This is a genomic window from Niabella beijingensis (assembly GCF_020034665.1).
Lineage (GTDB): Bacteria > Bacteroidota > Bacteroidia > Chitinophagales > Chitinophagaceae > Niabella > Niabella beijingensis.
The window spans coordinates 12,573-33,183 of record NZ_JAIQDI010000001.1 but is presented as its reverse complement, the minus strand read 5'-3'; the positions used below and the strand labels follow the sequence as shown (position 1 = coordinate 33,183).

The following is a 20,611-nucleotide window of genomic DNA, read 5'->3' as shown; positions in this document are numbered from 1 at the left end:
GGAAAATACATTGCAAGACCGGTCAATACCCGGGGTTCTGTGTTAAATTGGGATTTACCGCAAGCTGCTGGCTGGGAATCGCAAACACAAGATATTTGGGATCGGAAGCCGTCGGTTTTTCCTGGAAGGGTTCGAGGAATTTTCCAAAGCGGATCAGGTCCTGCCGCCGCCATCCTTCCCAGTATAGCTCACGCCCGCGTTCGTCCAGTAAATTGTCAAGCGTCAGGGAGGCAAATGGTGTTACGCCGCGATTGGTCCGGATCGTATTTACCTTGGCCAATGCTTCAACGGTACTGCTGCCGGTGCCGCCTCTTAATACCGCTTCTGCCTGCATAAGCAGCACATCAGAATAGCGGAACACTACCCAGTCGTTGTTCTTTTGTCCGGAGCTGGAGTAATCGTAAGCATATTTCAGGGGGCGTATACCTGCGGTTTCCAGTGTAGCGCCCGAGGTACGGATCGTTACTTCCCTGGTGAAAACCAACGGTGTATTGGCCGGGTTTCTTGCCATCAGCGGTTTGTTGTTTTTCCAGTCGTATTGCTGTCCAATAAAAAAGCCCACATTCTGCCGGTGATATTCTAGTTTTTTGTTGTTGGTGGTATCCGCGGGATAGTTGTAATAGATACCTCGTCTTTCATCTGTGGCACCAAACTTATCATAATAGTCGGAGAGTGTGCACCAGCCGTTCCAGCCGCCAGGCGTCATATTATAATGCGCGATCGTATTCCAGGTTCGGTCAACCGCGCCCCCTCTTTTGCCGTTCTCATTGTATAAGGTGAAAATGTTTTCACTGGATACTGCGTCATTGTTGGGTGCGAAGTTATCGAAGTATTTGCCTTTTGCAGCAACGCTATAAGTGCCGGTACCCGTAATTGCTTTTGCAAGCGTAATAACCTGGGTCATATCTGCTACATCAAACGTGGGCGATTGCCGGTTTAAGAACGTTCCTTTATTCAGATAGATCTTCATCAGTAATGTTCTCGCAGCATTCTTGTTGGCAACGAAGGCTGATGTGAGCGTTCCGTTGGGAAGGGTAGCTATGATCTCGTTGAGCTCCTTAACAATATAGTCGATCCCTTCAGCTGCGGACAGTACTTTGGGCGCGATCCTGAAATCATCCAGAGCCTCTCCCTCTCTTATTGGTACAATACCATAGAGGTCGATCATGTCAAACATCGCCAGGGCACGAAGGAACCTTGCCTCAGCTTCTTGCTGCTTACTCGGATTAAAGCGTAACACATTCGTGGCGTTATAGATGGTCGTACCCAGGCTGACAAATGTATTGTTCATAAAAGCATTGTCGGCATTCCAGCGATGCAGGTGTACAGCCCTGTAGATGCCGTTATCGTCCCAGTCGCCACCCCGGGTCGGCGCCATTGCGGCATCTGTTGAGATTTCCTGTAATACCCAGCGCTGGTCCTGCTGATAGGGTACCAGCAATGAGGAATAGGCGGTGATCAAAAGCCCGTCGGCGCCTACGTTTGTGGTGCCTTCTTCCAGTTCTCCCCGGAACTCTTCATTGAGCTTTGTGCAGGAGGAGGCCCCAAAAATGACGGAGCCTATAAACAGTGAGTAGAATAAATATTTAGATTTCATATGATTCATTATTTAGAGCGAAAAGTTTACACCAAGAAGAATTGTCTTTGCAGGGGGATAAGGGAGGTATTCGATACCCAGTGACGGAATACCGTTGGTAGAACCATCCGTATTTACCTCCGGATCAAATCCGGTATACTTGGTCAGTATGAACAGGTTCTGCCCGGTCAGCGAAATGTTGAAATTCTTTAACACATTTCCAATGTCACCCACCTTGTAGCTCAGGGTTACGTTCGCCAGTTTAAGGTAGTTGCCTTTTTCCAAATAACGGGTTGAAGGCGATGCGGAATTGGAGGTAGACTCTTTAACACTTGTATTGAAGAAACTTGTTCCGATATTTCTTGTGGAAAGATTGCTGATCCCGAGAGATGTGGCTGCGGTATTGTTGAACAGGTAGTGTCCCATTGCACCATTCATATTTGCACCCAGTGAAAACTTCTTATAGGTGAGATTGGTGGATACGCCCAGTAATGTTGTAGGATTGGGACTTGCTGCATAAAACTTGTTCACAGAAGGATCGTTGTCGGAACTGATACTGCCATCCAGCCCGCGGTACATGCTCATACCTGTATTGGGGTCGATGCCTGCATATTCGGCAAGGTACCAAACGTTCAGGGGCTGACCATTTGCCATTCGTTGTCCTAAAACACCAGAGAAACCCTGACCTCTTAATGCGCCGGTTTCATAATACCCGACCAGGCCGCTTACGCTGTTTTTAAGAAAGGTGGCATTTCCTGTTACATCCCAGTTCCAGTCGTTTTTTCGAATGATATTCCCGGTAATGGCGATCTCAACCCCTTTGTTCACGATCTCTCCATCAAGGTTTACCCAGATGCGGCCGGCGGGAGCTGGTTGCGCCAGTGTTTGCTCAAATAAGGCATCTGTGGTCTTCTTGTTAAAATAGTCCACCGAACCGTAAATGCGGTTGTTAAAAAGGGCAAAGTCGATACCGGCATTGATCGTGGCGGAGGTTTCCCATTTCAGATCGGGGTTACCATAGTTGGCCTGAACAATGCTTTGACTGGCGAAAGTAAGGCGGTCTTTTGATGCTCCTGATGGGAATTCCTGGTTCCCTGTTTTACCCCAGCCCAGTCTTAATTTTAACTGGTTGATGTTGGGATTGTTTTTAAGAAAATTTTCTTCGTTGATATTCCAGGCAAACGCAACTGAAGGGAAGATGGCATATTTATTATTGGCACCGAATTTTGTAGACCCGTCTCTTCGCACCGTAGCCGTTAAAAGATAGCGGTCCAGGTAATTAAATGCGCCTCTTAAAAACAGGGATTGTAATTGATTGCTAGGACTTCTGTAAGAGGTTACTTCGCGCGTGCTGATGGTTGAATATTGCAGGTAATCAAAATAATCCAGCCCCAGGTAAGTAAATCCGTTCCCGTACATCATGCTCTGTCTGTAGTCGAAGTCAAGATACTCGTATCCGGCTACAGCATTGATATTAAGATCGGATGAAACCTGCTTATTGTAAGATAAGGTATGCGTCATCTGCTGATCGGTCTCTGAATATTTTCCCAGGAAGGCCTGCTCCTGGTCGTTTGATGCGGTAGGATTAATCATTGTTCCGCGTACCATGGCATTGCGATCTCCTGTAAGTCGCGTAACACTATATACAAATTTATATTCAAGATCATCGGTGATCTTATAGGAAGGAGCGATCATGGCCAGGATGGTATTATTGGTGCCAAGGTCTTTGTAGGCGGCTAAACTGGCCAGCGGATTCCTTTGGTTTCCGCTTACAAATGTAAAATCGCCGTTTTCATCTCTGAATGGCTGTGTTGGATTCCATTGTAATGCCTGTGATATAATATTTCCTTCAGCACCCACACCCACATCGATGGGTGCAAACTTCTGATCGGTCTGCGTTACAAACATTCCAAAGTCCAGTCCCAGTCTCCGGTTCTCCAGAAATTTGAAATTGCCGCTGAAGTTGGCGGTATATTTTTTCATCTGGGAGCCGACGATGATCCCCTGCTGATTGAGGTACCCGCCGGAAAGACGGTATTTCCCGTGCTCTGTGCCACCTGTGATATCTGCGTAATAATTTTGCGTGGGCGCTACTCTGGTTATTTCTTTAAATGCATTCACATTGCTGCCGAAGTCGGAGTTGGCCGCCTCATTGGGTGTATAGAAGTTCAATGCTTCCCTGAACTGTGCGGCATTCAGCACTTCGGGCTGTTTCCTCAGGCTGGAGATGCCGGTAGAGGCCACTACCGAAATCACCGGCTGACCAACTTTTCCTTTTTTTGTATTGATCAAAACAACACCGTTTGCACCACGGGAGCCGTAAATAGCTGTTGCCGATGCGTCCTTTAAGATATCCATGCTGGCAATATCATTCGGGTTAAGGTAGTTGAGCGGATTGCCCCGGTCTGAGGAAAAGCCGCCTCGTCCGGGGGGCAGGGCCGTATTTCCCGACAGGGGAATACCATCCAGTACGAATAACGGGTTATTACTGGCACGTATGGATGAATTACCACGGATACGTACCGTGGTGGCACCTCCCGGTTGCCCGGTATTGTTGATGACCATCACACCCGGTGTTTTTCCCTGGATCAATTGATCGGGATTGGTCATAACGCCTTTATTGAAATTCTTTTCACTGATGGTTACCATCGCACCGGTAAGATCTTTTTTCCGGGCGGTGCCATAACCGATCACTACTACCTCATCCAGCGCCTGCTGGCCGGGCTGCAGCACTACGGATAGTTCGCCTTCAGTAATGGGAACATCCTGTGTAACAAAACCGATAAACGAAACCTGTAATGTTTTTGCATCTCCCGGAACATTGATGGTAAATGTTCCGTCATCTTTCGAAAGGGTAGCAGTCTGACTGCCCTTGATCTCCACGGTAGCCCCTGCCACCGGTTGGTTTTTGTCATCCAGCACTTTCCCCTGTATGGTCTTCGTTTGGGCAATTGCGGTGAAGGATGCCAGCGAAAACACAAATGCCATAAGGCATTGCACAAGCAATTTGATTTTCATACGCTTTTAATTAGTTAAAGAATGTTTAGAATAGCACAACCGCGCATCGTTATTTCTTCATGTACCTGATACACATTGTGGGTTAAAAATATCTAAAAGGAGTGATATAAAAAAATCTAAATCAATTAAAACGCATTCATTGACTGCTGTCGATACGAGGAGCGCGCATGCCGGTAAAATACGGCTCCGCTCCACAGGGTATTCTGCAGAATGTTGGTATTGCGGTCTTCCTACGGCGTATTAAATAGCGTAATGCAGGATGTCTTTCCGATAGGTAGCTACTCTTTATAGCAGTGCTTTTTTGCGTTGCCGGTAATGTTTCAATGCTTCTCTTAAAAGCGTGGCGATCCCTTCCGACTGTATCTGTTCCGCGCTGCTGACAGGAATATAGCGTGTTGTTTTTGCAGTGCCTTGCAGCAGCCGGCCCGGATCGGAGAGCTCCGGCCCTTTATTAAACCCCAGCTTCAATCCTTTTTGGGAGGGGATGATGACACAGATAAAGTCGGTATAACTTTGGCCGTAGGTATAGGCGATCATTTTTGCAGGAAGATCCAGCTGTTCGGTGATCTGTGGCAGCTGTTGCAGCAATACCTGGCGAAGCAGCAACGCATTGCCTTGCACCTGTTCCGCGTATTGCGCTAAAAATGTTTCCACAGCGGTTGCATGCATCTGAACGTGTTTTTACAGTGACAGGAAGATGACACTCCGTTATTGATTTTGATATTCCCGGATCTCAATGCGGCCGTCAAATTCGAAAATGGGGCAGGAGCGCATCATGTCTGCGGCGGCGTCAAGGTCGGCAGCAGTGATCAAAAGAAAACCTCCGACAATTTCTGTTCCGTTTTTATAAATGTCAGCTGCCGGGGCTGTTTCCAGGTCTTTTAAGATCCGGCCGTTCAGGGTAAGACCGCTGCCGCCGCTGATCTGTCCGCTCCAGCGCTCCATCCATGCGGCCCAGTTTTGCCGGTGCTGTTTTATGGCGGCCTCGTCATGCGGTTCCTGTCTTCCATCGGGTTCCCTAAACAGGGCAATAAATTTTTTCATTTTTTAAGGGGCGTATTTTAAGCTGTTAAACCTGCTGAATTTTTTACCTGATCCGTTTTCAGAAACTGTTCCGGGCGATCGCTCTGCCGGGATTCAATGATGCTGCCAATGCGGCGGGCTTTTTCCAGAAAGAGGGACAATTCTTTTGTGTCAACAATTTTATCGGGCAACATGATCACAAAGTTAGGAGAGGAGGCGGGAAACGGGCATCTGTTTTCTCAACCTAAAAAACCGGGAAAGGAAAAAAGGTGGTTGGTTCGATTTTTTTATGTAATAATTTGATAATTAATGGTTTGTTTTGTTGATTCTCTTAGCCGGGCCGCAGCAACAATTTATTTGAAATTTCCCTTTAATGCGTTACCTTTGCAGCCGAAAATATTGAATAGAAAAAAATCGGATGACCATTTAAAAGTTTAAAGATGCCAATCACAAAAGAAAGAAACGAAGCAATTTTTACCGAATTTGGCGGTAAAGCTACCAACACCGGTTCTATTGAAGGACAGGTTGCTCAGCTTACTGAGCGTATTGCACAGGTTAGTGCACATTTAAAAGAAAACAAAAAAGATTTTTCCACTCACCGCGGCCTGATGCAGCTGGTTGGCAAGCGTAAAAGCCTGCTGGCATACCTGCAAAAACACAATCTGACAGGTTACCGCGCATTAATTGAAAAACTGGGTCTTAGAAAATAAATGTTACCAACGCCATAGGGTATTGGTGAATGTTTTATCCGGTTTTTGATTGTTGCGATCAATGCTATTATAATATCTATTCCCAATGTCCGGCGGATGTTGGGAATAACTGTTTTTATACCCTTTGTCTTTTGAGGCGGGGTTTGCCAGAAAAAGGTCCGGATTTCCTGATACGATAAACCACCGTGATCATTCTTTAATGATGCGGAGCACGTACAGAAGATTCATTTTTGTACAGCAGGATTGCCCCGGGCCATTAATAAATTTAAAATTCAACTTTATTTTATGTTACAACAACCTATCAGAAAGGTATTTAATATAGGCGATGGCCGGGAAGTGACTATTGAAACAGGTCGCCTGGCACGTCAGGCCGATGGATCCGTAACGGTATCCAGCGGAAAATGTATGATACTGGCTACCGTGGTAGCCAATAAGGAAGCAAAAGAAGGACAGAGCTTTTTTCCGTTAACGGTAGATTACCAGGAAAAATTTGCTTCTGCCGGCCGTATCCCGGGCTCTTTCTTTAAAAGAGAAGGCCGCCTGAGTGATTCGGAAGTATTGATCTCCCGCCTGATCGACCGGGCATTGCGCCCCCTGTTCCCCGAGGACTATTTCTGTGAGGTACAGGTGCTGGTAACACTGATCAGCAGTGATCCCGAAATCCTTCCGGATGCAATGGCCTGCCTCGCGGCTTCTGCTGCACTGGCAGTTTCTGATGTACCCATTAAAGAAATAATCAGCGAGGTTCGGGTTGGCCGTGTTGACGGACAATTTAAAATTAACCCGAGCCGTTCTGAAATGGAACAGTCGGACATCGATTTCATCATCGCGGCTACTGAAAAAAACCTGATGATGGTGGAAGGTGAATCAGAAGAGTGCAGTGAGGATGACCTGATCGCTGTTCTGGAAGTGGCACATGAGGCGATCCGTGTTCAGATCAAAGCACAGGAAGAACTGCGGGCTTTAAAGGGTGTTACCGGAAAACGGGAATATACCAAGCCGGTGCAGGACGAAGCCATCCGTGAAAAAGTATACAGCTATGCACAACCCAAAGTGTATGAAATAGCTAAAGGAAAATTAAGTAAGCACGATAGAAGCGACAAATTTTCAGCTGTTTATGATGAGTTAGTGGCTCTTTTTGAAGAAGGGGCTACAGAAGAAGATCCGTTTACATCAGAAAAGAAAAAGATGGTGTCCAACTATTACAGCGATCTTCAGTATGATGTGGTAAGAGATATGATCCTGGATGAGCGGGTACGTTTGGACGGCCGCGCGCTGACCGAGATCCGCCCTCTGGATATGGAAGTGGATGTACTGCCTTCTCCGCACGGATCAGCTTTGTTTACAAGAGGTGAAACACAGTCTATTACAACTGTTACATTGGGTACTGGTTTAGATGAGCTGCTGGTTGAAACAGCTGCAAAATCCGTTTATTCCAAATTTATCCTGCATTATAATTTTCCTCCTTTCTCTACCGGTGAAGTAAAGATGATGCGCGGCCCCGGCCGTCGTGAGGTAGGACATGGAAACCTGGCAATGCGTTCCCTGAAGCAGATGATGCCAAAAGAAGGAGAGGACTTCGGCTACACCGTGCGTGTGGTAAGTGATATCCTTGAATCAAATGGTTCCAGCTCTATGGCTACCGTGTGTGCCGGTTCACTGGCCCTGATGGATGCAGGGGTACCTTTCCCCAAGCATGTTTCTGGTATTGCTATGGGATTGATTACCAAAGGAGATAAATTTGCTATCTTAAGTGATATCCTGGGTGATGAAGACCACCTGGGTGATATGGACTTTAAGGTTACCGGTACCCGTGATGGTATCTGCGGCGTGCAGATGGATATTAAGGTGGACGGACTTCCGATGGAGGTAATGAAGCAGGCGCTCGAGCAGGCAAAGGCAGGCCGTTTGCATATCCTTGATGCCATGTATACCGCAATGCCGGAAGCACGCGAAGAAGTGAAAGCACATGCCCCCCGGGTTGTGAAAATGTTTATCGATAAAGAATTTATCGGTGCAGTGATCGGACCAGGTGGTAAAGTGATCCAGGAAATGCAGCGCGAGACCGGTACCACGATCAATATCGAAGAAGTGAACAACCGCGGCGAGATCAGCATCTTTGGTGTGGAAAAAGCCGCTGTTGAAAAAGCAGAGAACTGGATCAAGGGTATCGTGGCAGTGCCTGTGGTAGGTGAAGTTTATGATGCAGTGGTAAAAGGTATCAAGGAGTTTGGTGCATTTGTAGAATTCCTCCCCGGCAAACAAGGGCTGGTACATATCAGCGAGATCAGCTGGAAACGCCTGGAAACGCTCGAAGGGGTAGTGAAGGAAGGCGACTCCATGAAAGTAAAACTGATCGGCACTGATCCGAAGTCCGGCAAATTCAAATTATCCCGGAAGGCGCTGATCCCGCGTCCGGAAAAGAAAGATGCTCCGAACGCTGAGAACAACTGATCTTTCTTGGTATAATATAATAATAAGAACCCCGCTGAGTGCGGGGTTTTTTATGTGTGGCTGCTTTACCCCGGATCTTCATTTTAGCTTCCTGAAAAAAATAAGATACAGATTTTCTATTGTCTGATAATTATATTTTTATGTCATTTAAATGTTCTTTTTTCTATGATCACTACCGTTAGCCGGCTGATGCAGGTCAGCTGCTGTTCATCATTATAGATCCGGATATCCCATACATGGGTCTTGCTGCCCAGGTGCAATGGTGTACAGGTGGCATGCACCGTACCGGAGGCAACCGGTTTCAGGTGATTGGCATTCACCTCCAGTCCTACCACCATAAACTGATCGGTATCCACTACAAGACTGCTGGCATAGGAGCCCACGGTTTCGGCAAGGACTACGGAAGCACCCCCATGCAGGATGCCGTAAGGCTGGTGCACTTTAGGGGTTACCGGCATGGCTGCGGTAAGACTGTTGTCTGTAAATCCCGTGAATGTTATACCAAGATAGCTGCCCATATAATCCTGTGGCGTGTTCAGCAGCGCTATATCGACAGGTTTCTTCCAGATCATAGCTTTTTTGTTAAATATAGGTCTTTCACGGGAACGATTCAAGGTTGCGGGGGTGTGCGAAGGGCAGGCGACCCTTAGTTTTTAGCGCTGTCTGTATGGAAGATCATGTGCCGAACCTACGGTTCTCTACGTACTGCAGCTGCTGCTCAAACGGGTTAAAACCCGTATTTGAGTATCCTTTCGAGGCGCTGCCTCTTTTACTATTGCTTCTCATTTAGATGCATGGGGCCAGGAAGAGCGCAGTAAAGGTCTTTTGAAAACCGCTCACCGATTTCTCAGACTGGGACAGAAGACTTTCGTCTTTCCGTCATAATCCGTGAGAGCAATTCTTCGTGTATCTTGGTGCCCTCGGGTCTTGGTGGCCTTTTTCGCCACAAAGGCAGAAAGCCACGAGGAACCACTAAGCTTTTTTTTTACGATCCTCCGAATATTTGCAGACTTTAAAGGTCTCCTGAAAATGGCCCGGAGATTTCTCAGACTTGCACAGAAGGCTTCAGTCTTTCTGTGATAATCCGTGTAATCCGTGAGAGCAATTCTTCGTGTATCTTGGTGCCTTCGGGTCTTGGCGGCCTTTTTCTCCACAAGGGCACAAAGCCACGAGGAACCGCTAAGTTTTTTTTACGATTCTCTGAATATTTGCGGACTCTAAGGGCTTCTGAAAATGGCCCGGAGATTTCTCAGACTTGCACCGAAGGGGGCAGTCTTTCTGTGATAATCCGTGTAATCCGTGAGAGCAATTCTTCGTGTATCTTGGTGCCTTCGGGTCTTGGCGGCCTTTTTCGCCACAAAGGCAGAAAGCCACGAGGAAATACTAAGCTTTTTTTTACGATCCTCTGAATATTTGCGGACTTTAAATGTCTCCTGAAAATGGCCCGGAGATTTCTCAGACTCGCACAGAGGCTTCAGCCTTTCCGTGATAATCCGTGTAATCCGTGAGAGCAATTCTTCGTGCATCTTAGCGCCTTCGGGTTTTGGTGGCCGTTTAACCACAAAGGCGCCAAGACTCCAAGAAACACTAAGACTTTTATCCTCTTCTTCGTGGATCTTCATGCCTTTTCGGGTCCTGGTGATTCCTGCTTTCCATAAAAAATTTCCGGTATTTATGTCCCCGTTATTCATCCCTGTTTGTCATTAACCTGCTAATAATTTATTAATTTCAAAAAAATAAGATCATGAAAGAATTTTTACTGCTCATCCGGGAAAACCCGAGTTATGGAACCGAAATGAGTTCCAAGGAAATGCAGGATTGCATTAACGAACATATTGCCTGGGTGGAGGAGCTGACAAAAAAAGGAAACTACAAGGATGCCAACCCCCTCGAAGCTGCCGGTGCGGTTATCAAAAACAACGTGATCACGGACGGACCGTATATCGAAAGTAAAGAATGTGTAAGCGGCATTTATTTTCTGAAGGCTGATTCCCTGGAAGCGGCAATTGAACTGGTAAAGGACTGCCCGGATCTGAAGCGCGGCAATACGATTGAGGTGCGGGAAATTATGCAAATGGACGTATAGTGCATGACGGGATATACGGTTACACATACATTGGCCGACCGTCTTTTCAGAGAGCAATCCGGGGTAATGACCGCCGTATTGATAAACCGGTTTGGTGCAGCACATCTGGATACGGTTCTGGATGCGGTACAGGATGCCTTTGAAGCGGCGCTGAAGCGGTGGCGGTTCTCGGGTATCCCGGATAATCCGGAAGCCTGGCTGATGACCGTAGCACGCAACAACGCCATCAACAGGATCAACCGTGACAAAAAACTTTACCCGGATTCAGCATTACCCGAAATGCAGGAACAGGCAATACCGGAACCGGGGTTGCCTGCCTCCTTTGTGCAGGACAGCCAGCTGCGGTTGTTACTGGCCTGCTGTCACCCGGAGCTTTCAGAAAAAAGCCGCATCATCATTACCCTTTCCGTATTATGCGGCTTTGGTACCACGGAAATTGCGGGCGCACTGCTGATGCAAAAAGAAGCAGTAAAAAAATCGCTGACCCGTGCAAAAGCCGTGCTGCGGAACTCCGGCCGGCTTTTTGAAACGCCGCTGGTTGAAAACCTGCAAGCACGCAGCGATACGGTACATACCGTGTTGTACCTTATTTTTAATGAAGGATACCGGACCACCCGGGGAACAAGCGGCATCAGTCATGAGCTGTGCTTTGAGGCCATGCGGCTGACGAAGATCGTTTATGAGCATGACACAGGGAACGGCGCATCCGCGGCATTACTGGCATTACAGTTCTTTAATGCGGCCCGGTTCCCGGCCCGGATCAGCGCGGAAGGTGAATGGCTGACCCTGGAAGAACAGGACCGGAGTCTGTGGGACCAGGCACTGATCGGGGAAGGGTTTTATTACCTGCCCAGACAACAACCACCGCTGAACCGGTATTACCTGGAGGCGTTGATCGCATCCGTTCATTGTACCGCCGCTTTCTTTTCCGAAACCAACTGGCAGCAGATCGCTGTCCTGTACCAGGCGCTGGAACAGCTGGTTCCGGGGTCGGATATTATCGTGCTGAACCGGATCATTGCAGAAAGCTATACGGGGATGAACTTAAAGGAGTTGCTGGATCGCCTGGAAACCCTGCACTCACTGATCGCAGATGGAAAGGGCTTTGAATGGACCATGGCCCGGGCCCATCTGCTTTGCCGGCTGGGGCTCAGGGAAGCCCGGCAGGCTGTGCTGGGGGAGGCGCTGACGTATGCACGCACGGTGGCCGACCGGCAACTGGTGCTCCGGAAGCAGGGGGAGGAATGTCTCCCTTTATAAGCCGGGACAATTCAATATCTGCCGATTTTTACCTCCCTGCTCAAAAAACACACAAATGACTGTTCGTTTTGCTGATGAGCGGGATCTTTTCCTGAAATAAAATAAAAGTATAACGTTTTCGAAAGCTGTATTTTCTTTGGTTCTTTTTAATTTTGCACCACTTTTAAACGAATAAAATCGCGGAACGTGGCTAAAAGAAAAGAAATAGAGACCGATGTGGTATTGATTGGTGCCGGTATCATGAGCGCGACCTTAGGCGCTTTTATCAACGAACTGGAACCGGGACACTCCATCCATATCTTTGAGCGGCTGGGGCGGGTAGCCGGTGAGAGCTCAGATGCCTGGAACAATGCGGGCACCGGACATGCGGCTTTATGCGAGCTCAACTATACCCCCGAGCAGGAGGATGGGTCCATCGAAACCAAAAAGGCGCTTGACATTATCGAGCAGTTCGAGCAATCCAAGCAATTCTGGTCCTACCTGGTAAAAGACGGACAGATAAAGGACCCGAAAGACTTTATCCGTACCGTACCGCATATGAGTTTTGTGCGCGGGGAAAATGATGTAAAATATTTAAGGAAGCGTTATAAAGCCCTCCAGCAATTCAGGTTGTTCAGGGGCATGGAATACTCCGAAGATCCGGAGGTGATCAAAAAATGGATCCCCCTGGTAGCGGAAGGACGGGATGCATCCGAAAAAATTGCCACTACCTATACGGAGCTGGGTACCGATGTGGATTACGGGGCACTGACGCGGATCTTTATCGACAATATGATCGCCCGGGGAAATACCGAACTGCATCTCCTGCACGAAGTGTATGATCTCATCCGGCAGGACGACGGGCGCTGGAAAGTAAAAGTGAAAAACCTTTCCACAGGAGCGAAGACGATCTATTATTCCCGCTTTGTATTTATCGGAGCGGGCGGTGGCTCCCTGCACCTGCTGCAGGACAGCGATATCCCAGAAAGCAAGCTCTATGGCGGGTTTCCGGTAGGCGGGCAATGGCTGGTGTGCACCAACCCGGAAGTGGTGAAGAAACATAACGCAAAGGTATACGGACAAGCATCCGTGGGAGCACCACCCATGAGCGTGCCGCACCTGGATACGCGGGTAATGGGGGATGATACCTCCATCCTGTTTGGCCCCTTTGCCACGTTCTCCACCAAGTTCTTAAAAGAAGGGTCCTACTGGGATCTGTTCGAATCGATCAAATACTGGAACATCGTTTCCCTGATGCGGGTGGGGCTTAAAAATTATGAACTGGAAAAATACCTGGTACAGCAATTGAGCCTGTCCTTTGAAGACCGTATTGACGCATTGCGGGTATTTTATCCGGAAGCAAAAGCAGCAGACTGGAAACTTGAAGAAGCCGGTCAGCGGGTGCAGATCATTTATAAGGATGCGGAAAAAGGTGCGTCATTACAATTCGGAACAGAGATCGTTACCAGCGAGGATGGAACGATCGGCGCCTTACTGGGTGCCTCTCCCGGTGCCTCCACTTCCGTATCGATTATGCTCACGTTGCTGGAACGTTGTTTTCCCGACCGTTTCAACGGAAAATGGAATGAGAAATTAAAAGCGATGATCCCCTCTTTGGGACAGGACCTGGAAGAGAACGAAGCCCTGTGCTATCAGATACGTACAGAAACCTGTGAGCTGTTGCAGCTTGACTGGAAGGAACCGGTACCGGCAGGAATGGAAGTAGGAGTCTGAATGGGGTAGTCACAAGTAAGCTGTTTTTTTGTTTGGCCTGCCCTGGCAAATAATCCAGTGCTGCACCGTCATCCCATCGTATGATGCAATCGCTTTTTCGGTATCGTGCCATATCTGTCGAGGAAACAAAGCCAGTCTTGCTGATTGTCTTCGTACAAAATAATCTTAACGCCTTTAACTTGTATCTTCTCGGTTTTTTGCCATATCAGGCTTTGCCTGATCCCATCTATTAATCGCTCCAATTTTAGATACAACGCTATTTTTTATGCAGCTGGATAATTCATATGCAAAGTAAAAAAGCAAATAATTATCCTTTCTTTTTATTTTGTATTTTCTTAACTTCTTTCAGTACTTTCTTCTCTTCACTTTCCAGTCTTCTTTGTACTTTCTTAACATCTTCTGCAGTAGGCAGTTCTTCGGGAATTACTCCTCTATCCTTAAGCATTGCTCTTACGGCTTTGTTGTTTTCAACGTGCTCTTTAGAAATTTGTATATCGCCCTTTAAATCTTTGTCCACTACATTATGACTGGTTAATTCAGTGGCAAAATCTTTCGCCTTGATGGTAAGTGTGGGAAGGAAATCAGCCAATGGCCTGCTTTCGGGTATTTTCAGAACCCGCTTCATATCGTTGGTGCTTTTGCCGCCAAAAAGCGCCTGGTCCCCCTTAGATCGGATAACGGCAAAGCTTTTTTCATCAACACCTCTTTCGTAAATAATTCCCGACAATTTCTTTTCAGACTTGGATAGTTTTTCGCGTGCTGTTACCCTGGCTACATCAAGCAGCCGTCGTTCTATTATTTCCTGCTTTCGGGTTTGAACGGCAAAGTAGGTCTGGGCAAATGCAATTTCGCTTTTGGTGGTAGCATCGCCATTCTGAGCTATTAAATAACAAGCGTATCTTGTGAGCGCAAAATCAGTAATTTCTTTTTCAACCCCGCTGCCGATCTCGACCATTTTCCCGATATCGGCAAAATGGTTTTTGATGGCTTCTCCTGCCTGTTCGCACGACTTTTTGGCCTTGTCAATTACATTCTTAAAGTTATCCCACTTTGCATACCCCAAAATGGATTGAAGCTCGCGTGCGCTCCAACATTCAATGCCATCAAAGTCATAACAGGCGCTTTCAAAATGTTCGAATAGTTCCTTAATATATTCCTTCTTCATAAACTTCGCTTAATTTGTGCGACAGTAAACAGCAACACAATTCTACTACTTCCCCTCAATCAATCTTTCCAACTTCTCAATCATCTCTTTCTCCTGCTGAAGCATACGTATTGATGTATGCAATATCCGCTGCCTCATCAAAATTCTGGAAAGCTTCCACCGGTATCTTCAGCACGGCAGAGATCTGTTGCAGCAGCGGCACATCAATGGTTTCCTTGGTTTCCAGTACAGATATTTTCTTTTGATTCCTCCCGATAGCTATCGGGACGTCACCCAGTTCCAGCGACAGTGTTTCCTGTTTGATGCCCGGCATTTCGCGGAAGCGTTTCACATTCCGGCCTTCGTGTATTTTATTGTTTGGCATAGTGTTAAAAGTTCTTATAGAACAAATTTAATTTATTTGTATCATAAGCAGAAGGGTAAAGACTGGTAAAAACGTGGCAATAGTTGTAAAATACATGCATACGAACCGGTTTTAAAGGACTCTTGTTACTCCCGGAATAATTCTAAAAAAAATTTGTCCGTTTCAATTTTAATTCTACATTTGTAGAAATAAATCTATATTTGTAGAATGATCAAGCTATCACCATCGGAAGAACAGTTAATGGAATACATCTGGAAAGCAGAGAAGGCGTTTATGAAAGAGCTGATCGATAGCTTTCCGGATCCAAAACCCGCCAGCACAACCGTGGCCACACTGTTAAAGCGGATGACGGACAAGGGGGTTATTGGCTATACCCAGCAGGGAAACTCAAGAGAATATTATCCATTGATCAATAAGGCGGATTATTTTTCAAAGCATGTGAACAAGATGATCAAAAATTATTTTGATGATTCGGTACTGCAGTTCGCTTCTTTTTTTACAAGAGAGGCCAAGCTGAACCGGGAGCAACTGGAGGAGCTGAAACGGATCGTGGACGGACAGATTCAGTCGTTATCTGATCAAAAAAAGAAAAAATGATCGGTTATCTTTTAAAAGTGATCACCTGCAGCGGCCTGCTGTATGTGTTTTATGTCTTCTTCCTCCAGAAGGAAAAGATGCTGGTGTTTAACCGGTTTTACCTGCTGGCTTGCCTGGTTGTTCCGTTTTTGCTTCCCTTACTGAAGTTGGAAACAACAGTGCCGGATTACCTGGGCCTACCTGCACCGCCATTTGAAGAACTGCATATGATCCCTGTCGACCCTGTAAAGCCATCACAGGAGCAAGCGTTGCCCGGTTTGGCACTTTCCACAACGGGAAAAAAGAAGGGGATGGATACCGGGGCGATTGTTTTCTTTAGCATATCGATACTCTTACTGATCCGGTTTGTGCGGAATTTATTGTATTACCGGCGGTTGCTGCACCGCTATCCCAAAATAAAAAAAGAACATTGCTCCATTGTTTTGCTGGATGCAGATGTATCACCCCATTCTTTTTTGCGTACGATTTTCCTGAATCGCCTGGAGTATGAAGGGGGCCGGATCGACGATGCTGTTCTGATGCATGAAGAAGCTCATATAAAACAGCGGCATTCATGGGATATCCTGTTTACAGAGCTGCTTATAGTTGCTTGCTGGGTCAATCCTTTCCTGTTCTTTTTTAAAAGACTTATCCGGACAAACCATGAGTTCCTGGCGGATGCCCGTGTTGTTCAATATACCGGTAACAGGAACCACTACCAGGAACTGGTATTAAGAATGGCATCGTTGAAGGCAGGTATACCGCTTTCCAGCAGTTTCTATTCAGTAACAAAAAAACGCCTTATTATGCTTTACAAAGAAAGTTCAACAAAGGTCAAACGTACAAAAGGATTGATTGCGCTTTTTGTATTTATTCCATTGCTGGCTGTTTTTGCGAACCCGGTAAATGGACGGGGCCTTAAACTAAACGAACCGGTCACCTACGGGAATATGGCGGACCTGATAAGGGCCGCTCAAAAAAAGGTGGCGCAGCTTGTTGTTCCGGATTTCAGCTACGACACTGAAGCAGTAAAAAGCTCAGGAAAAGATCCTAAACCTTTACCTGCAAAAGAGGGCGCTGAAAAAGAAACGATACCGGCAGGTAACAGTTCGGAGGAAATTAAGAATACCACAACGCCGGAACCAATGCCGTCCCCAGTGGTCAACCTGCGGGTACAGGGCGATTCTTCGGAGATCCCCTACAGGTCCTATCCTGTAAATAAGGGACTGGCTGAAGCAAAAATGATGGAATTCGGAAAATTTATCGAAAAGTATGTGATGGAGGATAAAGGAGAAAAAGTTTTCTGGTATAAACAAATGTTACGCCCGGCACTCGACCTGTATTTTGGTATGACGGATGAACAGCGCGGGACGGTAAACGAAAAGCTACCGGGTATTTTCCTGGCGGCAAAGCAAAATCAGCTCGTACAGGTAAATGAGAAGTATAAAAACAACGATCGACGCATCATTGTTGTTTATCCGGATGGCAGAAAAGTGACAACGTCTGTTGCTACCGACGAGGACCGGACACGCTTTCTGGAAGGGTTGGGATTGCATCTTGGAAAAAAGCGCTTTGCCGATTATGCCTCCAGAACCTATGTGTACAATGGAAAGCCTGTTACAGGGTATGGGATGTTGTACATGGCTAAAAGATAAAAAACAGAACGGCTAACAACTGAAATTTTTTAAAATGATCGCTTATCTTTTTAAAGTCATTTTCTGCAGCGGCCTGCTGTATGTATTTTATTTCTTCTTCCTGCAGAAGGAAAAAATGCTGGTGTTTAACCGGTTTTACCTGCTGGGCGGTATGCTGTTGCCATTTTTAATTCCGCTGGCTGTAATAGAGGTACGGCTGAAACCAGTGGTGCTACTGCCATCAACGGCTACTGTCATTCCCCCGGTACCTGAAATCACCCCCTGGCCGGAGCTGCTGCTGCAATGGGCTTTTGTGACGGCAGGCGTGGTAAGTGTGGTATTGCTGCTGCGTTTTGCGCTGCACCTGTACCAGATAAGGCAGAAGATAAAGGGAAATGAGCAACGTGTTTTTGAAGGCGCAACGCTGGTATTGTCGGAAGCGCCGGTTATGCCGCATTCCTTTTTTAACTATATCTTTTTGAAGAAGGCAGATTTTGACCATCACAAGGTTGAAGCAGCCATTCTTATGCATGAGCTCGCGCATGTGCGCCAGAAACATACCTGGGACATTGTGCTGACAGAATTAATTGGTGCGCTGATGTGGTTCAATCCCTTTGTGTTATTGTACCGGAGGGCTATCCGGCTCAATCACGAGTTCCTGGCAGACCAGGCAGCAGCCGGCGGACAGGAACACCGGGTGGCCTACCAGCAGTTGCTGTTAAAAACGATTTACGTAAATCAATCCATACCGCTTGCAAGCAGTTTCTATTTTTTAACCACAAAAAAAAGGTTACTTATGTTACAGCAAGAAACAAATCGGTTCAGAACAGGTATTAAAGCGGTGATGGTCGCTCCGGTACTGGCCCTGCTTATTTTTGTATTTGCGGAGCGGGTATATACACAGGAGCCACCGCCACCGCCGCCCAAAGCACCAAAAGAACAAAAGCTCCCGGATGCTGTTAAAAGTCTCAGCGTGATAGCACCTAAGGGAAAAGCGGCTGCCGTTTTAACGTACAGGAACGGGAAAACAGTGAAAGCAGATATCAGCAGCGCGGAAAAACAGGCGGCGTTTGAAAGAAAATACGGCGTAAAAATTCCGCCGCCGCCACCACCTCCTCCGTCCAGAAAAGGGCAGCCGGCAGGGGGGAAGGGCGCCAGTGCGGGAGAAATGAAAACATATGTAGATTTTTACCAGGCCGCTCTAAAAGAGTCGGAAGATCAGAAGAATGGCAACGGAGAGCACCTTCAGCAGCTTGTAAAGATCTATCTTAAAATGACGGAATCCCAAAGGGCCGCCGTACCGGAATTGCCATCGCCGCCGCCACCTCCGACAGTACCGGAATTGCCACCACCGGCACCACCGGCAGAGGAAGAACAGGCCATAGCAAAGATTGGGTATATAAACGATGAAACAATTGCGAAGATCAGCCCGGTGGAGCGTGTTACACTAAAGACGACAGGCACGGTCAATATGGATATGGCACCGCTCAAAACGAAAATCGGGCAGATCAACGAACCTGTTGAAGTACGAAAAAAGAACCTGGGGACGGTTACGCCCTTGCCTGCAAAAGAAGCGGTATGGGAACGTGGAAAAAGCCGGCCGGCAAAACCGGCCCCGGCCGTAAAGAAAGTGCCCGGGGCAGCACCGGTTAAAATAAAAACAGGCACTATCAAAGAAGTGCCCGCCTCATCCCGTCCGGTAAAAGAAGACCCGCAACAATTGAAGCTCGATTGATATATTACACAAAGATCCGGAGCACTGCTTATTCAGAAGGTCAACACAAATGTTGACCTTTTTTATTGATCCGATCCATATATGTATAGGACCTGATCCGTTTTATTTTTTGTGTCAACCCGGGTCGTGTCATCTTTGAATTGACACCATTCCGGTTGACACAAAATTGTGTCAATGCGTTTTGTGTCATTGTAATGTTGACACTGTTTTTTTTGACACAACATTTTCCGGAGGGACGTTTATTTACAGGCAGCTTAGTCTGAGTTCATGGAACTTGCCTGTCATTTTTAACAATTCTTTTGTATCGTCAGCATAAAATTTTCGTGCTCTATCTCTTAAAATATTAAATAAATGATAAAGCTTTTAAAGTGAGCTTCATTGGTGCAGCGCTTGCTTAAGGAATGTTGTCTGGTTTAGTTGGGAACAACTATAATTAATTTAATAAAATCCTTAAGTTATGAAACGAAGTAAACTTGTTCTGAGATCTTTCCTGGTGGCGGCTGCAATTACCGTAGCCGGTTCGGCAATGGCGCAGGTGGAAGTAGGGGTGCGCGCGGGTGTAAATCTCTCTAATCTTACCATTAAAGATGCAGATGGAAACACAGTGGATGGTGCCAAGCTGACACCGGGATTTAATGCCGGTCTTACTTTCGATATTCCTGTTGCAGATGAGTTTTATGTACAACCAGGCGCATTGTTCAGTATGAAAGGGGCCAAGCTGACAAAAGATGCACACGAATATTTTAATGCAGATATTTATTCTCCGGCGGCCTCAGGCGATTACACAAAGATCAATACCTATAACCTGGAAGTGCCGGTGAACTTTATCTTCAAACCCGCTGCCGGGAACGGGAACCTGCTGATTGGTGCAGGACCTTATTTCTCTTATACTCTTGGAGGTAAATTTAAACGCGTAACGGATGTGGCAGGTACGGAAACCGGAGATCTTGAATTTGCCAACGACTATAATGATTTTGGCAATGATCCGGATAAAATGACCTTTGGTAAACGTGCAGAGGTTGGTGCCAACCTGCTTTTCGGATACGAGTTTGCCAACCGCTTTTCCGTACAGCTGAACGGACAACTGGGGCTGACCAATCTGGAACCGAAGACCGACGGACGGAAACCCGACGAGGTTTTAAGGAATAACAGTTTTGGTCTTTCGTTCGGATATAAATTCTAACCGTACGCTACAACTATAATTTGACAACCGCTTCCGGCAGGAGGCGGTTTTTTTATGCAATCGTTACCGTTTTTAAAGATATTGTTAAAACGGCAGCGGAGGCATGACAGTACA

General features: G+C 46.8%; 16 protein-coding genes. 9 read left to right on the top strand and 7 right to left on the bottom strand.

The features are described 5' to 3' along the window. Positions 1–22 precede the first annotated feature (22 nt). The 4 genes from K7B07_RS00150 to K7B07_RS00135 form a co-directional block, all read right to left on the bottom strand. Entirely contained in the window at positions 23–1,597 is a 1,575-nt protein-coding gene (locus K7B07_RS00150) for a RagB/SusD family nutrient uptake outer membrane protein (protein ID WP_223706331.1), read from the bottom strand. Positions 1,598–1,609: 12 nt separating this feature from the next. Continuing rightward, complete coding sequence (locus K7B07_RS00145) at positions 1,610–4,594, bottom strand: SusC/RagA family TonB-linked outer membrane protein (protein ID WP_223706329.1); 2,985 nt, start codon at positions 4,592–4,594, stop codon at positions 1,610–1,612. Positions 4,595–4,879: 285 nt separating this feature from the next. Next, on the bottom strand, positions 4,880–5,263 hold the full coding sequence (locus K7B07_RS00140) for a DUF1801 domain-containing protein (RefSeq protein WP_223706327.1): 384 nt from the start codon (positions 5,261–5,263) through the stop codon (positions 4,880–4,882). 39 nt (positions 5,264–5,302) lie between these two features. Beyond that, positions 5,303–5,638, bottom strand: coding sequence for a YciI family protein (locus K7B07_RS00135; protein WP_223706325.1), 336 nt, complete (start codon positions 5,636–5,638; stop codon positions 5,303–5,305). Between the two features lie 419 nt (positions 5,639–6,057). On the opposite strand from K7B07_RS00135, the gene rpsO reads away from it, so the two are divergent. Next, positions 6,058–6,327 (top strand): 30S ribosomal protein S15, encoded by a 270-nt coding sequence (rpsO, locus tag K7B07_RS00130; RefSeq protein ID WP_223706323.1) that lies wholly within the window; start codon positions 6,058–6,060, stop codon positions 6,325–6,327. A gap of 285 nt (positions 6,328–6,612) precedes the next feature. Beyond that, positions 6,613–8,781 (top strand): polyribonucleotide nucleotidyltransferase, encoded by a 2,169-nt coding sequence (gene pnp, locus K7B07_RS00125; protein ID WP_223706321.1) that lies wholly within the window; start codon positions 6,613–6,615, stop codon positions 8,779–8,781. A gap of 143 nt (positions 8,782–8,924) precedes the next feature. On the opposite strand, the gene K7B07_RS00120 is transcribed toward pnp, so the two are convergent. Further along, on the bottom strand, positions 8,925–9,353 hold the full coding sequence (locus K7B07_RS00120) for a hotdog fold thioesterase (RefSeq protein WP_223706319.1): 429 nt from the start codon (positions 9,351–9,353) through the stop codon (positions 8,925–8,927). 1,172 nt (positions 9,354–10,525) lie between these two features. Here K7B07_RS00120 and K7B07_RS00115 point away from each other — a divergent pair. The 3 genes from K7B07_RS00115 to mqo all read left to right on the top strand — a co-directional run bounded on the left by K7B07_RS00115 (position 10,526) and on the right by mqo (position 13,840). Next, a complete protein-coding gene (locus K7B07_RS00115) occupies positions 10,526–10,867 on the top strand; it encodes a YciI family protein (RefSeq protein ID WP_223706317.1) in 342 nt (113 codons plus the stop codon). A gap of 3 nt (positions 10,868–10,870) precedes the next feature. After that, entirely contained in the window at positions 10,871–12,127 is a 1,257-nt protein-coding gene (locus K7B07_RS00110; RefSeq protein ID WP_223706315.1) for an RNA polymerase sigma factor, read from the top strand. A 186-nt stretch (positions 12,128–12,313) separates the two neighbouring features. After that, positions 12,314–13,840: a malate dehydrogenase (quinone) gene (mqo, locus tag K7B07_RS00105; protein WP_223706313.1), complete on the top strand. Its 1,527-nt coding sequence runs from the start codon at positions 12,314–12,316 to the stop codon at positions 13,838–13,840. Between the two features lie 307 nt (positions 13,841–14,147). On the opposite strand, the gene dinD is transcribed toward mqo, so the two are convergent. Together dinD and K7B07_RS00095 are read right to left on the bottom strand one after the other, a co-directional pair. After that, complete coding sequence (gene dinD / locus K7B07_RS00100) at positions 14,148–15,005, bottom strand: DNA damage-inducible protein D (protein WP_223706311.1); 858 nt, start codon at positions 15,003–15,005, stop codon at positions 14,148–14,150. Between the two features lie 76 nt (positions 15,006–15,081). Further along, entirely contained in the window at positions 15,082–15,369 is a 288-nt protein-coding gene (locus K7B07_RS00095; RefSeq protein WP_223706309.1) for a helix-turn-helix domain-containing protein, read from the bottom strand. A 207-nt stretch (positions 15,370–15,576) separates the two neighbouring features. Between K7B07_RS00095 and K7B07_RS00090 the strand changes: the two genes are divergently transcribed. From K7B07_RS00090 to K7B07_RS00075, 4 genes are all read left to right on the top strand, one after another. Further along, positions 15,577–15,966, top strand: a complete 390-nt coding sequence (locus tag K7B07_RS00090) for a BlaI/MecI/CopY family transcriptional regulator (protein WP_223706307.1) — start codon at positions 15,577–15,579, stop codon at positions 15,964–15,966. Continuing rightward, positions 15,963–17,600, top strand: coding sequence for a M56 family metallopeptidase (locus K7B07_RS00085; protein WP_223706305.1), 1,638 nt, complete (start codon positions 15,963–15,965; stop codon positions 17,598–17,600). Before K7B07_RS00090 ends, K7B07_RS00085 begins: the two co-directional genes overlap by 4 nt. Before the next feature lie 34 nt (positions 17,601–17,634). Further along, complete coding sequence (locus K7B07_RS00080) at positions 17,635–19,314, top strand: M56 family metallopeptidase (protein WP_223706303.1); 1,680 nt, start codon at positions 17,635–17,637, stop codon at positions 19,312–19,314. 457 nt (positions 19,315–19,771) lie between these two features. Next, a complete protein-coding gene (locus K7B07_RS00075; RefSeq protein WP_223706301.1) occupies positions 19,772–20,497 on the top strand; it encodes a porin family protein in 726 nt (241 codons plus the stop codon). The last annotated feature ends 114 nt before the right edge of the window (positions 20,498–20,611 follow it).